Source organism: Azohydromonas australica DSM 1124 (assembly GCF_000430725.1).
Classification (GTDB): Bacteria; Pseudomonadota; Gammaproteobacteria; order Burkholderiales; family Burkholderiaceae_C; genus Azohydromonas; species Azohydromonas australica.
The window spans coordinates 1-14576 of sequence record NZ_AUMO01000079.1; the positions used below are offsets into that span (position 1 = coordinate 1).

A 14576-nucleotide genomic window follows, 5' to 3' on the forward strand; every position below is an offset into this window, starting at 1 on the left:
GCCTCATCACCCACAAGCTGCCGCTGGAGCGCATCAACGAGGGCTTCGACCTCATGAAGCGCGGAGAGTCCATCCGCGCCGTCGTGGAGTACTGACGCGACTGATAACAAACTCGAACTGAGGTTGCCACCAACCCGGAATACATGCTTGGGTGGCAGCCAAGTGGTGGGCAAGCGGCCCTTCATGTCGGCAATCAGCGTACGGGAAGCACTGCAGGACGCGACGGTGGCAACACACGGTGCGCGGCGAGGTGCACATGGTTGCAAAAGCTACTAAATACGTGCTGGTCATCCAGGGCGTACGTCGTGCTCATGCCATGCAGCTGAATGTGGGCTGGAGGGCAACAGCCTCTATCAAAGCCAAGGAATCAGAGACCAGGAGTCCACCAGATGAGCATTCCTAGATTGCAGTTGGCGCACATTACAAAGCGCTATCCGTCGGTTGTTGCCAACAGCGATGTATCGCTGACCGTCCAGCCCGGAGAGATTCATGCCGTGCTTGGTGAGAATGGAGCCGGCAAGTCGACGCTGATGAAAATCATCTACGGCTCGGTCAAGCCCGACCAAGGTACCGTGATGTTCGATGGGACACCGGTACATATTGCCAATCCGAAGGAGGCACGTGCGCTGGGGATCAGCATGGTCTTCCAGCACTTCAGTCTGTTTGACACTCTGACCGTTGCCGAGAACGTCTGGTTGGGCCTTGGCAATCACCTGACACTCAGCGAAGTCGCCGGCGGCATTGAGGCCAAGGCCGCGGAATATGGGCTAGACATTGATCCATCCCGCCCAGTGCACACCTTGTCCGTGGGCGAAATGCAGCGGGTGGAGATTATTCGGGCGCTGCTTGGGAGTCCGAAGCTACTGATCCTGGACGAACCCACTTCGGTGTTGACGCCGCAGGCGGTTGAGAGGCTATTCGTCGTACTGCGAAAGCTCGCTGCAGAAGGGTGCAGCATCCTGTATATCAGTCACAAGTTGCACGAGATCCGCGAACTCTGCACTGCATGCACCGTATTGCGCAACGGCAAGGTCACCGGGGCTTGCAACCCGAGCATGGAGAGCAATGCGTCGCTGTCTCGGATGATGATCGGTTCCGAGCCACCGGCGCTCGAACATCATGCCCGTCAACCAGGCGCCGTGGTGTTGAATGTTCAAGGACTGTCCCTGCCGCGCGAAGACCTGTTTGGGGTCAACTTGCACAACATTGCGCTCGATGTCCGAGCGGGTGAAGTGGTTGGCATTGCGGGCGTTTCTGGCAATGGGCAGCGAGAGTTCCTATACGCTTTGTCGGGCGAAGACCGCCGGTCAGATCCCGATGCGATCCGCTTGAGTGGCAAGTCCGTGGGCCGATTGGGGCCGGTGCAAAGACGCCGCCTCGGCCTGCACTTCGTCCCCGAAGAACGCCTCGGACGCGGGGCTGTGCCTACTCTCAGTTTGGCACAGAACCTCCTGTTGACCCGCACCGACGCGCTACGCACTGGCGGTTGGATCGATGTGAAAGCAATGCACCGCCAGGCGGCCGACATCATCTCCCGTTTCAACGTGAAGGCGGGTGGGCCGACGTCTCAAGCCAAGTCGCTGTCCGGTGGCAATCTGCAGAAATTCATCGTAGGCCGGGAAATCGACGCCAAGCCGAAATTGCTCATTATTTCGCAGCCCACCTGGGGGGTGGACGTGGGGGCGGCAGCCCAGATTCGCGGAGAAATCCTGGCGCGGCGCGACGAGGGTTGCGCGGTGCTTGTGGTTAGCGAGGAACTGGACGAGTTGTTCGAAATCTGCGACAGGCTTCACGTGATCGCCAAGGGGCAACTCTCCCCATCGATCGATCGCGCGCAAGCAACCATTACACAGATTGGGGAATGGATGAGTGGTTTGTGGACGGGGCAGGGGGGGCACGCGGCCACTGTCGACGCATCGGTGGCACCGGACGTGAGCAACGCACAGCAGGGAGTACGTTATGTTCAAGCTTGAGGTTCGGCCCGCACAATCACGATTTTGGGGCTTTGGCTCGCCGATTCTTGCGGCGGTTTTCACTGCTCTTCTGGGCATGTTGCTGTTCAAGGCGCTTGGCAAGGACCCCTTGAGCGGCCTGCGGGTGTTTTTCTGGGAACCGCTGTCCTCGGCATACAGCCTGGGTGAACTCATGGTGAAGGCGACCCCTTTGCTATTGATTGCTCTGGGACTGGCTGTCTGCTACCGCTCGAACGTTTGGAATATTGGCGCCGAAGGCCAGTACATCATTGGGGCGGTTGCCGCCACCGGTGTAGCGCTCATGGCCGGTAATGACACCGGCCGGTGGATCGTAATTCCCGTGTTGCTTGCGGGGGTGCTGGGAGGCATGGTTTGGGCAGCGCTGGCTGCACTGCTTCGGGACAAGTTCAATGCAAGCGAGATCCTGGTTACGCTGATGCTGGTCTATGTGGCCACGATGGTCATGAACTACTTGGTGTTTGGCCCCTGGAAGGACCCAGCGGGCTACAACTTCCCGCAGACAGAGATGTTTGCCGCTGCGACTCAAATTCCGAGGCTCATGGACGGGTCGCGCCTCAATATTGGTTTGTTGATTACCCTTCTGAGTGCAGTTGGTTTGTGGGTATTCTTGTTCCGCACTCGCCTGGGGTTTGCACAGCAGGTGGGAGGAATGGCCCCGGCAGCGGCACGGTATGCAGGATTTTCCTCTCGCAAGGCACTGTGGCTTGCCTTGTTGATTTCTGGGGGTGCAGCAGGCCTTGCGGGAGCACTGGAAGTGGCTGGCCCTCTCGGGCAACTCACGCCACACTTGCCGGCGGGCTACGGCTTTGCCGCGATCATCGTTGCCTTTGTTGGGCGACTGCATCCGGCAGGCATGGTGCTTTCCTCGATCCTGATGGGCATGTTCTATATCGGCGGCGAACTTGCCCAGTCTCGTTTGGGGCTGCCCAAATCATTGGGCGGCGTATTTCAAGGCTTGTTGCTGTTCAGTCTTCTTGCCTGTGACACGTTGATCGTCTATCGAGTCCGGTTCATGCCGGGTTCTCCTGTTCTGAAGGAAGCATGATGGAACAGTACGCACTGCTTTTCGCCGCCTCGCTCAATGCCGGTACGGTCCTAGCCATCGCGGCGCTTGGCTTGCTCATCAATGAGAAAGCTGGCGTTGTAAATCTCGGAGCGGAGGGCATGATGCTGTGCTCCGCAATTGCTGGATTTGCCGCAGTTGTCCACACTGGAAACGATTGGCTGGGCTTTCTGGCCGGTATTGGGGTAGGGGCACTGACCGCCGCCATCTTGGGTGTGTTGGTGATCTGGCTCAATACGAACCAGTATGCTACGGGCCTTGCCCTTTCGCTGTTTGGTGCAGGTTTCTCAGCGTTCGCTGGCATCAGCTATACGCAGGCGAAGCTGCCTGAACGGGGCCACTTTGCGTTTCCCGTGCTTAGCGACATTCCATTCATTGGAAGCGCCTTGTTCCGTCAGCATCCGATGGTCTACTTCGCCATCGGCCTTGTGATCTTTTTGATGTGGTTCCTCTACCGGTCCAGATCAGGCATGGTCTTGCGGTCGGTCGGAGAGTCGCCTGAATCTGCTCATGCACTTGGCTACAACGTCCGAAGGATTCGCATGGCAGCAGTAGTGGCTGGGGGTGCCCTGTGCGGTTTGGCAGGTGCCTATATCGCTGTCATTTACACGCCGCTCTGGGTCGAGGGCATGGTGGCGGGTAAAGGCTGGATTGCTTTGGCTCTGACTACGTTTGGAACTTGGCGTCCGATTCGCATTCTGATGGGCGCCTATTTGTTCGGAGGCGTCACGATGCTGCAATTCCATTTGCAGGGCGCCGGTGTTCAAGTTCCAAGTGAATTCTTGAACATGCTTCCTTACGTCGCCACGATCGTCGTCTTGGCCATGATCTCGCGCAACCCTGCTTGGATTCGCATCAACATGCCCGCTTCTCTGGGCAAGCCGTTTCACCCTGGGGCGTGAAAAGCCCTGGAAATTAAGCTTTGCAGGAAGCCGATGCGCTGGACAGCGCATCGCGCTTTTCTTGCAAGGCAGCCGCTGGCCGTGTCACGATGGTCACGGCTTTCGAAGGACGGCAGTTGAAGACGCAACGTAAGTATTGAAGGAGTCGATTTCCGTGATGCTCTTGCTGATGAGGTCGATGTAGGTGCGAAGCTTCTTCCCCATGTAGCGTTGCCGCTGGTAGGCGCAATAGACCCGACGCCGTTCAGGTTTCCACCCTGGCAAGACAGGCACAAGAGAGCCGTGCTTGACCTCAGGATGCGCAAAAAAATCGGGCAAGAGCGCGATTCCAAGACCATCGATACAAAACGTCTTCATCACCCAGTAGTCGTTAGTGTGAAGGGCAGGACGGGCCGAGTAAGCATGAGACTCATCGCCGCAATGGAGAACCGTGGTCCCAGGTGCCGGATTCTCGCGTATCCTGATTGACGCATGTTCCGCCAAGTCCGTCGGCGAGGCCGGCATACCATGTCGCTGTACGTAGGCTGGACTTGCATAAAGACCATAGCCCAGCCTGCCCACCAACTTTCCCACCACATTTGGTAAGTCTGGGGCTTCTGCACATACATAACAGTCCGCTTCTTCCACGCTGGGTGAATCCGCACGTCCGCCCACGTGAAGCTCGCATTCGATATTCGGGAACAGCTCTAAAAAAATTCGTGTGACGTGAGAAACAAAAGTGGTGGTGAACTGGTTGTCCGAAAGAATGCATAACCGTCCTCTGCCACCTGTGTTCATCTCCTGAAGTTCAGTGCTTGCGGCCTCTATTCGGGCCGTGATCTCGGTAAGCAAGGCTTCGCAGTGGCTATAAAAAGCTCGCCCCGCTTCAGTCGGAATCACTCTGCGCGATGACCGTACGAGTAGCTGAACGCCAAGCTGCTCTTCGAGCCGTTGAAGTTGGCGGCTTAGGGTCGCCTTGGATATATCGAATTGAGATTCGGCCTTCGATAGGCTGCCCGATCGCACTATCACTGCGAACGCTTCTACGAGTTTTATGTCAATGTGCATGAACTACCTCTAATCCATTGTTTCACACTTGAAACGCTTCGTCCATAGCAAAATCCTTATTTTGGGGTAAACCATGATGGAGAATTGAAGATTGATCGAAAATTTAGGCGTTTCCATCCATCTTTTGGCCTTCGCTCGAAACATTCAAATCATGCTTATGAGGACGCCGGCAAATTGTTTGCCTGCGGCGCGGTAGCGCACGGTGCTTTTCTACGATCCAGTATTTGCGCCAGAGCGCGGGTCTTTTAGTCGAACCACAGTATTGACTGCTGCTTTAAAAGCAGCTTCTGCAAGCCGGTTCTGACGCTGGCATGAGGCCTGACGGTGCCCGCCTCCATTCTTTCAGGCCTGTCGGCGGCCCACCGTCTGCCATGCCGACAGTAGGACGGGGAAGCCACATGCAGACGTTCCTTTGCCGTCGGCCCGCCACCGATTGGCTTGCAGCCGCACCTGACGCTTGACGTTGTCAGCCGCGTACTTGAGCGCGTTGGTCACCTCGTTGCGTACCATCGTGACCGTGCGCACGAGTTTGCCGCCCACGTGGTGAAACTGCGCGAAGACGTGCTCGTCACGTCACGGGAGCGCTGAAGTAACCTTCCCGCGGGCCTTGCTAAGCTCCCGCCCCGGGCTGGCCTTGCACGCGCAATGCCATCCGTCCAACCATGCTTGGCTAGTATCTGCGGGTTGGGCTGCTGGTCGTAGCCACTGTCGGCGTACAGCCGTGCTGCCGCGCGTCAATCTGGATGAGGTCTCTCATCCTGATCGCCGCGCCATAGCCGTGCAGCGGTATTACCCTGGTCCAAGACCTTGGGAAGAGTCTTTCCGTCATCCACGTTCGCTGGCGTGACCACCCAGCACCGGATGTTAGCGGCGGTTTACAAACGCGGTTCTTGGCGGTGACGACGCGGTTTTCTGCGGCCGTGGAGGCATGCTGGCGCATGACGCTGCGCGCTGGCGCACTGTCGGAGAGCTGTAGCTGCCACCGTCCGCCAGCTTGGATCACGGAATGCCGTCCCGGCCCCATGCGCGGCGAAGGAAGCTACGGCGTACGTAGGGCGTGAGCGGCCGCCGACAGCAGCTGCAATGCCATTGCAGGCGCCTTGGTGGCGCTTCAGGAGCCACGACCGTGGCAGTGGACGCTGGTCCGTCGAGCTGGCCCGCCGAGCAACTTTGGTGCGTCACGGTGCCGGTGGCCTCGCTCTGGCCAGCTCCGATGAAGGGCAACACCGCGCCCTGACGCGCGCGCCAACGCCGCGAGCGCTCGGCATGGAGCTGGCGTCCGCGCACGCTGCGCTGATAGCGCTGGGCCGCCTCACAGCCGCGCTCGCGTCCAGTCTGGCCGGAGCACTCATGACCGCAATACTGCCGTGCAGCGGTCGCACTGCCTGCACACCAGGACCTGCGCGCGGCACTGGGCACTGCAGGAAAAGACGGGCAGATCCGTTCGCGGGCGGCATGGCAGCACGGGCTGGTAATCACGCGGGCACAACGGGCCTCAGGTAGCGCGCGCTGTTAACGCCCAAGTAACTGCACGGACCACAGGTCGAGCGTCCCGTTCCGCCACCGTTGCCGCCCTGCAGTTATCCCCCCGAGACCGGCATACATAGTTGGTCTGGGAGCGAGCCTCCTGGCCCTTCTGTGGCGATGTTGCCGTGCCGTTCAGCCTCCGGGCAAGTCGAAGCCATACCCTGGCCGGATGTGCAATGTGCCGTTGGTTTTGCAAGCCGCCCACGAGCGCGTCGCGCTTGTAGGCGGACTATGCGGTCCGATGTATGGCTTCGTCCTCAATCAGTGTCGTCCAAGTCGTTGTAGGGCGTCTCGGAAATGGCGGTCACTCACCAACTATGCATACATTGGGTACAAGTCCTGCACGGCGGCAACGGTGGCGGGCTCCTTCAAACTCGCCACCTGAAAAGCGCGCCCGTCACCACCGGAATTGCGCGCTTTCTGACCGCCGCCTACACCTACTGCCTACAACGGCGAGCGGGTTTGGCCGCGTCATGCAGACAGCTTTGATGGGAGATCTGTACGCGGAGAGCCGCTTAACTGGGCCCGCTTCTGTGAGGTCCCGCGGTCCTGGCGACCACGACGAATCTTTGAGGCGTCGCGGCAGCAGCTGCCCCTGGCCCTGGCGTGCGAACTGGCTGCAGGGACGCCGCAGGACACCGACGCTGGACGAATTGTGCGGGCGTGCGGTGCAGCAAGGTGTGGTGAAGCACATCAGCCGCAGTTACCTGCAGCGCAGCTTGTATGCCGGCGATATCCGACTACACCGGGTGCAGCAGGGGCTGCACAGTCCTGACCCGAAGTTTCGCGACAAGGTCATTCCATCTGTGAACTCTACTGCCAAGCGCCCAAGGACTCGGTGGTGCGGAGCTTTGACGAGAAAACCGGCATCCAGGCCATCAAGCGCAAGCGTGCCGACCGCGCGCTACAGCCCGATCGTGTACGCCGCCGGGAGTTCAAGTATGTTCGCCACCGCAAGCAGGCTTCGGTCGCCGAGCTCTGGCCGGCTGCTCGGTCGCTGCAGCGATCGACGAACACAGGCCGACTTGGTCGCGTTCACGGAAGAGGTGGCGCGCGCGTACGCATCCGTCGGGCACCGTTCATGTCGTCTGGGACAACCTGAGCACGCACCGCGCGAAGGCAGTATGGGCCGACTTCAACGCCCGGTAAGGCGGACGATTCGTCTTTCACTTCAGGCCGCTGCATGCCAGTTGGGTCAACCAGATCGAGTCGCTGTTTGGCAGCTACGTGTGCCGCGTGCTGTGCCATCTCAGTCACGCCACCGATCATTTGCGCCAATGCACCGAGACCTTCATTGCACGGGGCAACGTCTCACCGAAACCGTTCGAATGGACATTTGCCGGCTCGAACTGAAGACTGGCGAATCCAGCAAATTCTCCCGCTATGTCCGTACCCCCGCTCCAAGGCGCCGCCGCTGAGCTGCAGCGCCACCTTGCCGATCTCAACGGCCACACTGCCGCTCACGTGCGTCCCTACGGCAAGCATCTGCTGATCCGGATGCACGGTGACAACACCGTCGAAACCGTGGCGCGCTTGACCGAGGCTGCCCCCCAAGTACACGGCGGCGCTTCACAGTCACGCCGGTTGCTGGGAGCCATTGTCGGCTCCAGCAGCCGATATGAGGTCAACTGTCGAAATCGTTACCACCCTGCTTGCGCCACACCTGAAACCTTTGCGTAATGCCCTTTCGGGGATGTTGTAGTAGATGAAGAAACTATGGTCGCTGAATCGATGACGAAGAAACGTAGTTGTTGAATGTATCGATGTCTTCGATGCTTTTTGCAACCAGATCAATGAACGCACGAATTTTGGTGCTCATGAATTTCTGTCGCTGGTATGCACAAAACACTCTGCGCCTATCCGGCTTCCATTGCGGAAGCACAGGAACCAAGCTGCCTACCCTGACTTCAGGGCGAACAAAGAAGTCTGGAAGCATGGCAATGCCCATGCCGTCGAGGCAGAGCGTTTTCATGACCCAATAGTCATTCGTATGAATGCTGGAGCGTGTGCTGTATGGGTGCGAGGATCGATCCGAATACAGAATGTGCGACGCCAGTTGGGTGTCCCGTAGCTTGATGGAGGCATGATCTGCAAGATCTTTGGGGACGTTTGGTGTTCCCTCCTTGCAAATGTATTGAGGGCTCGCGTAGAGCCCGTAGCTTAGCCGTCCGACCAACTTGCCGACAAGATTGGGCCGGTCAGGTGCCTCCGCGCAGACATAGCAGTCGACTTCCTCCACATCTGGCGAATCCTCACGGCCTCCGACGTGAAGCTCACATTCGACGTTCGGATACCTATCCAGGAATACCCGCATCACGTGAGAGACAAATGTCGTCGTGAACTGGTTATCAGCAAGGACGCACAGTTGCCCACGGCTACCGCTGTTCATTTCAAGAACTTCCTTGCTTGCCGCCTGCAGCCTGGCATTGACAGCTGAGAGCAAGGCATCGCAATGTGCATGAAAAGCCAGACCGGCTTCTGTGGGTACTACTTTACGTGACGTGCGCACGAGAAGTTGGACTCCAAGTTGCGCTTCCAACTGCTGTAGGTGGCGGCTCAGAGTTGCCTTTGATGTCCCTGAATGAGCCTCAGCCTTCGTAAGGCTTCCCATTCGCACGATCAGCGCAAAGGCCTCGACAAGCTTCATGTCCATGTGCTCAGTTTGAGCACGAAACCCGTTCCAAGAATGAAACGCTCCGTCTAGCCGGTGGCCTTTCAATCGCATGTGGGCGTCGATATTCTGACCGCCAAGTCAACCGGCGCCATCACACTCGATGGCGCCGAATTAAAGAGCGGTCTGCGATGAGCGGACATAAGGAGACATAGCCATGCAAAAGCAGTCGAGCTGGCAACCTGTCGCGCCATCGCACCATCTTCGCGCGGCAGACAACATCGTGGCCGGGTTCGTTGATGGCGAGGAGCTCGCCTTGTGGCGTGCCGCCGACGGCACGGCGCAGGCATGGGAGAACCGCTGCCCGCACCGCGGCACGCGGCTGACGCTGGGCCGCATCCTCGACGGTCGGCTGTCATGCGCCTACCACGGCTGGGAGTTCACCGCCAACGGGGGGCGCTGCACGTCGATACCGGCGCACCCTTCCACCCCGGCGCCCAAGAACCTCAACGTGACCACGTACCCGGTCCTCGAGGCGGCGGGCATGGTCTGGGTGCGCAAGCGCGCGGCCGACGGCGGCGAGGCAGCGGCCCCGGCATTCGAGGAGGCCGGCCACTTCTGCCGCACGCTGAGCGTGTGTGCCACCGAGGCACGCGTCACGGAGCAGCTCATGGAGTTGCGGTTCAAGCAGGTGGCGCCCCGGACGTGGACGGGGGAGCTTGCGTCGCAACATTGCACGGTGTTCCTCAATGCAGCCAGCGATGCGCTGACCTTCGCGCACGTGTGGCTGACGCACAGGCCGCAGGCCCCGCAGCTCCTTGCGGTGATGGCGACGCTGGCCAGGCTGCGTGAGCGCGCCGAACAACCTCAACTCGCGGGGAACGCATCGTGAGCTTCCATACCACCGATCCCAACATGCTCGATTCCTGGCTCACCATCGGGCCGGCGAGTCGGCTCAAGGACGCCAGCCAGGCGAGCCCCTATCGCACGAAGCTGCTGGGCGCCGACGTGCTGGCCTGGAGCGATGCCGGCGGCAACCCCGTGGCCATGGCCGCGGGCAAGCTGCTGCCGTTGCAGGCCGCTTATGGCTACCTGTGGGTGTGCCCCAGCACGCGTCCGGCCAAGCCGCTGTTCTCGTTCCCGGAGTACGCCGAGCCGGGGCGGCGCCTGGTGGACTGCGATGGCATTGGCGTGGCCGTCTCGGGCCTGCGCATGGTCGAGAACTTCCTCGACATGGGGCACTTTCCCTACGTGCACGCCAGCTACCTGGGCGAGGTGCCGCAGACGGAGGTCGCGCCCTACGAGGTCAGCATCGACGAGGTGGCCGACGAGATCTGGGCCACCGAGTGCCGCTTCTTCCAGCCGCGCACCTCCAAGTCCGCCACCACTGGCATGGAAGTGCAGTACCGCTACCGGGTCATGCAGCCCATGAGCGCGATCCTGTACAAGACGGCGTTCACCTATCCCGGCCACATGGACGCCATCGGGCTGTTCGTGCAGCCCGTGAGCGAGGAATCCGTCATCGCCTACTGCATGCTGGCGTTCTTCGATGACGCCACGCCGGAAGTCGACATGATCGCGTTCCAGCACACGATCTTCGGGCAGGACAAGCCGATCCTGGAGAACCAGCGGCCCAAGCGCATGCCGCTCAAGCCCGGCATCGAGATCCCCACCCGCTGCGACGCCACCTCCGTGGCCTACCGCCGCTGGCTCATGGCCAAGGGCGTGACCTACGGCGCCATCGTTTGAGTGAGTCGCGAACATGGAACGCAGACCTTTCGTCGTACGCCGCAAGTGGGAGACCGCTGAAGGCATCTGTGGCCTGGAGCTGGTGCCCGAGGATGGATCGCCGCTGGGCGACATCGAGCCCGGCGCCCATGTCGAGTTCATCCTGGAGCGCCCGGGCCTGCCGCCGCTGGTGCGCCAATACTCGCTTTGCAACGCTCCGGGCGAGCGCGATGCGTATGTCTTCGGCATCAAGAAGGAGCCCTCGTCGCGTGGCGGCTCGTTGCACCTGCATTCGCTGAACGAGGGCAGCCGCCTCGTGCTGGGAGCCACGCGCAACCACTTCCCGCTGGCCGCCGACGCGCAGTCGCACCTGCTGCTGGCCGGGGGCATCGGCATCACGCCGATGCTGTCGATGATGCAGGCGCTCGGCGCGCAGGGCAGGCGCTACGAGCTGCACTACTTCGTGCGCGGGAGCGAGCATGTGGCGTTCAAGGATCGGCTGGAGGCCGCACGCCAGCAGGGCCTGGTGCACATCCACGCCGGGCTGGACCCCGCGCAGACGCGCAAGGTGCTCCAGGAGCTGCTGGACCAGCCCGCTGCCGGTGCGCACGCCTACTGCTGCGGCCCCGGCGTCTTCATGGACACCGTCGAGGAGATCACCGCCGCGCAGTGGCCTGCACAGCAGGTGCACTTCGAGCGCTTCCAGGCCGACACCCGCCTGACGGCGCAGCCCGAGCAGGCCTTCACGGTGGTGCTGCACAAGCGCGGCACCCAGTGCCAGGTCGAGCCGGGCCAGAGCATCGTCAGCGCGCTGGCCCACGTCGGCTGCGAGGTCGACACCTCGTGCGAGCAGGGCGTGTGCGGCACCTGCCTCACCCGAGTGCTCGAAGGCACGCCCGACCACCGCGACGCCTACCTGAGCAAGGCGGAGCGGCAAAGCAACACGCAGATCCTGCCCTGCGTCTCGCGCTCGCTCTCCCCCGTGCTCGTCCTGGACCTCTAGCAGCCCGCTACCCATGAAGCTTTACGACTACGAACTCTCCGGCAACTGCTACAAGGTCAGACTGCTGCTGCACCTGCTGCGCGTGCCCTGCGACAAGGTGGCGGTGGATTTCCACCCCGGCAGGCAGCACAAGTCCGAGTGGTTCCTCAACGAGGTGAACCCGCTGGGCCAGCTGCCCGTGCTCGAGGACGACGGACAGCTGCTGCGCGACGCACAGGCGATCCTGGTGTACCTGGCCAGCCGCTACGACAGCTCGGGCCAGTGGTACCCGCAGGACGCGCGCGCGCGCGGCGAGATCCAGATCTGGCTGGCCATGGCCGACGAGCTCACCCGCACCGCCTCGGCCGCACGGCTGCACGACGCGCTGGGCTACACGCAGTTCGACATCCAGGCGTGCCGTGCCGGCGCGCGCGCGGCGCTGCGCGTGCTCGACGACCACCTCGCCCAGCGCCAGGCCCTGGGCCACACCTGGCTGGTGGGGGCGGCACCCACCATCGCCGACATCGCCTGCTTCCCCTACGCCGCGCTGGCCAATGAGGGCGGCATCTCGCTGGATGCCTTCCCGGCACTGCGCCAGTGGCTGTGGTCCTTCCGCAGCCAGCCCGACTTCATCGGCATGGCGGGAATCATGGCCGTGCACCTGCACACCGCCGAGGCAAGCGCGTGACAACACGAACTCCGGAGACAACGATGACCAGACCGCTGATCGAAGACCGCAGCTTCCTGCGCCACTTCTGGCACCCCGTGTGCACCCGTCAGGAGCTCGAGGCCGCCCACCCATCCGGCCGCGGCCCCATGGCAGTGACGCTGCTGGGCGAGAAGCTGGTGGTGGCCAACCTGGGCGGCAAGATCGTCGCGATGCAGGACCGCTGCGCGCACCGCTTCGCCGCGCTGTCCAAGGGCAGCGTCGACGGCGACAAGCTGCGCTGCAACTACCACGGCTGGCGCTACGACGCCGGCGGCCGCGCCGTGCACATCCCGGCCTGTCCCGAGCAGCCCATCCCGCGCAAGGCCGTTGCCACCGCGTACGAGTGCGAGGTGCGCTACGACCTGGTATGGGTGCGCCTGGACAGCTCCTGGCAATGCACCGAGATTCCCTACTTCAGCGAGTGGGAGCAGCCCGGCATGCGCAACGTGGTGGTGCCTTCCTACGTCTGGAACACCGCCTCGGAGCGGCGCTGGGAGAACTTCACCGACCTCTCGCACTTCGCGTTCGTGCACCCGGGCACGCTGTACGACCCCGCGTACGACCGCCCGCCCATCCCGGCCGTGGACCGCGTGGACGGCGAGATGCGCTTTGCCATCGAGCCGCCGCCGGAGATGCTGGAGAACCTGCCGCAGAACTGCCCGATCGGCTCGTTCACCTACCGCTGCGCGATGCCGTACTCGATCAACCTCGTCATCCGGCTGTACCGCGACGACACCACGTTCACGCTGTGGACGACCTCCAGCCCCATCGACGAGACGCACTGCCGCAACTTCCTGATCATCGCGCGCGCCGAGAAGGACGACGACCCCGACCACCAGCACATCGCCTTCCAGAAGCTCGTGCTGCAGGAAGACCAGCCCATCATCGAGTCGCAGTGGCCCGCGGAGATCTCGATGGAGGAGGTCTCGCTGGTTACCGACAAGGTGTCCAACCAGTACCGCAAGTGGCTGCGCGAGCTGTCCATCGCCGCAGCCCAGGGCAAGGATGCCTTCGTCAAGGCCTTGCACACCTCGGTGACTGACTCCGCGTCGCTGCCAACCGTCTAGCCCCCTGAGCACCCCAGGGTGCTCCACCTTTCGTAAGGCTTGCAACAGCCATGGCCGGTGGCCAGGGCAGGGCGTCGCTTTGCGCACTCAACGACCAACTGTCAAGGGATGACATGAACCTTCGTACTACCTGCCGCGCCGCAGTGACAACGGTGCTTCTCGCAGCGGCGGCTGCTGCCAATTCAGCAGAGTGGAGTGACACCTTCATCGGATACAGCAGAGGCAGCGGCTTCAGAGACCCAGGTGTCGACACAAAGGTGCGAAAGGACATCGTCAACCTCACGCATGTCAGCGGCTACAGCCTGGGAACGAATTTCTTCAATGTCGACATGCTGAGGTCGGACGATCACCAGAAAGCTCACGACAGTGCGCGAAACGCACAAGAGGTTTATGTAGTTTACAACACAACGCTGAGCTTCGGAAAGCTGCGTAAATCGCCGGTCGCCTTCGGCCCGGTGCGCGACGTCGGATGGGACGCTGGCTTCGATTTCAGCTCAAAGAACGATGCCTTTGGCGGTGCTGTCCTCAAGCTCCTTACTGGCCCCAGGTTCGACTTCAACGTGCCGGGCCTGTTCGCGGTTAGCGCGCTGGCCATGCAGAGTTGGGGAAACAACTCCATTTCGGGCGCCGACATCAAGTACGACCTGGCTTGGCGCTTGGCAACTGTCTGGCGTTTCGACGTCCCGCTTGGCCTGCCCGCGGTCTTCAAGGGGTGGGCTACGTACACCGGTCCCACGGGGCGCGACGGTTTCGGTAATGACACACATCCGGAAACTTGGATTGAAACCTCCCTGCTGTGGGACCTGGGGTCGCTGGCGGGGAAAGACAAGGTTTTGTACGGAGGGGTGGGATACCAGTACATCCGCAACAAGTTCAGCAATGCAAAGACCATCCCCGGAACAAAGACCTCAACGCCAATGCTCAAACTCGAAGTTCACTTTTGAAA

General features: G+C 61.4%; 13 protein-coding genes and 2 pseudogenes. 12 read left to right on the top strand and 3 right to left on the bottom strand.

Going from position 1 to position 14576, the window contains the following annotated elements; translation table 11 throughout:
• The 4 genes and pseudogenes from H537_RS55550 to H537_RS0113360 form a co-directional block, all read left to right on the top strand.
• A pseudogene (locus H537_RS55550) lies at positions 1-95 on the top strand (zinc-binding dehydrogenase); the annotation flags it as partial.
• A gap of 294 nt (positions 96-389) precedes the next feature.
• A complete protein-coding gene (locus H537_RS42805; RefSeq protein WP_043458758.1) occupies positions 390-1973 on the top strand; it encodes an ABC transporter ATP-binding protein in 1584 nt (527 codons plus the stop codon).
• Positions 1960-3039: an ABC transporter permease gene (locus H537_RS0113355; protein ID WP_028998325.1), complete on the top strand. Its 1080-nt coding sequence runs from the start codon at positions 1960-1962 to the stop codon at positions 3037-3039. Before H537_RS42805 ends, H537_RS0113355 begins: the two co-directional genes overlap by 14 nt.
• Positions 3039-3959, top strand: coding sequence for an ABC transporter permease (locus H537_RS0113360; RefSeq protein WP_028998326.1), 921 nt, complete (start codon positions 3039-3041; stop codon positions 3957-3959). The genes H537_RS0113355 and H537_RS0113360 overlap by 1 nt, the downstream gene beginning before the upstream one ends.
• Positions 3960-4052: 93 nt before the next feature.
• Here the strand turns inward: H537_RS0113360 and H537_RS49155 are convergent, their stop codons facing one another.
• Positions 4053-5006 carry a LysR family transcriptional regulator gene (locus H537_RS49155; protein WP_051242553.1) on the bottom strand — a complete coding sequence of 318 codons (954 nt, stop codon included), beginning with the start codon at positions 5004-5006 and terminating at the stop codon, positions 4053-4055.
• 342 nt (positions 5007-5348) lie between these two features.
• Positions 5349-5546: a hypothetical protein gene (locus tag H537_RS52750; RefSeq protein WP_156901673.1), complete on the bottom strand. Its 198-nt coding sequence runs from the start codon at positions 5544-5546 to the stop codon at positions 5349-5351.
• A 1531-nt stretch (positions 5547-7077) separates the two neighbouring features.
• On the opposite strand from H537_RS52750, the pseudogene H537_RS55555 reads away from it, so the two are divergent.
• Both H537_RS55555 and H537_RS49160 read left to right on the top strand, forming a co-directional pair.
• Positions 7078-7951 (top strand): annotated as a pseudogene (locus H537_RS55555) (IS630 family transposase); the annotation flags it as partial.
• A complete protein-coding gene (locus tag H537_RS49160) occupies positions 7917-8213 on the top strand; it encodes a hypothetical protein (RefSeq protein ID WP_238446686.1) in 297 nt (98 codons plus the stop codon). The pseudogene H537_RS55555 and the gene H537_RS49160, both read left to right, overlap by 35 nt.
• Positions 8214-8247: 34 nt before the next feature.
• Here the strand turns inward: H537_RS49160 and H537_RS42815 are convergent, their stop codons facing one another.
• Positions 8248-9180, bottom strand: coding sequence for a LysR family transcriptional regulator (locus H537_RS42815; RefSeq protein ID WP_238446682.1), 933 nt, complete (start codon positions 9178-9180; stop codon positions 8248-8250).
• A 181-nt stretch (positions 9181-9361) separates the two neighbouring features.
• Here H537_RS42815 and H537_RS49165 point away from each other — a divergent pair, with 181 nt between their 5' ends.
• From H537_RS49165 to H537_RS42825, 6 genes are all read left to right on the top strand, one after another.
• Positions 9362-10036: a Rieske 2Fe-2S domain-containing protein gene (locus tag H537_RS49165; RefSeq protein WP_051242554.1), complete on the top strand. Its 675-nt coding sequence runs from the start codon at positions 9362-9364 to the stop codon at positions 10034-10036.
• Positions 10033-10893: an aromatic ring-hydroxylating oxygenase subunit alpha gene (locus H537_RS0113375; protein ID WP_028998327.1), complete on the top strand. Its 861-nt coding sequence runs from the start codon at positions 10033-10035 to the stop codon at positions 10891-10893. The genes H537_RS49165 and H537_RS0113375 overlap by 4 nt, the downstream gene beginning before the upstream one ends.
• 13 nt (positions 10894-10906) lie before the next feature.
• A complete protein-coding gene (locus H537_RS0113380; RefSeq protein ID WP_028998328.1) occupies positions 10907-11875 on the top strand; it encodes a PDR/VanB family oxidoreductase in 969 nt (322 codons plus the stop codon).
• A 13-nt stretch (positions 11876-11888) separates the two neighbouring features.
• Positions 11889-12542, top strand: a complete 654-nt coding sequence (locus H537_RS0113385) for a glutathione S-transferase family protein (protein ID WP_028998329.1) — start codon at positions 11889-11891, stop codon at positions 12540-12542.
• 23 nt (positions 12543-12565) lie between these two features.
• Complete coding sequence (locus H537_RS0113390) at positions 12566-13630, top strand: Rieske 2Fe-2S domain-containing protein (RefSeq protein WP_028998330.1); 1065 nt, start codon at positions 12566-12568, stop codon at positions 13628-13630.
• 113 nt (positions 13631-13743) lie between these two features.
• Positions 13744-14574 carry a hypothetical protein gene (locus H537_RS42825; protein ID WP_064735969.1) on the top strand — a complete coding sequence of 277 codons (831 nt, stop codon included), beginning with the start codon at positions 13744-13746 and terminating at the stop codon, positions 14572-14574.
• Positions 14575-14576 lie beyond the last annotated feature (2 nt).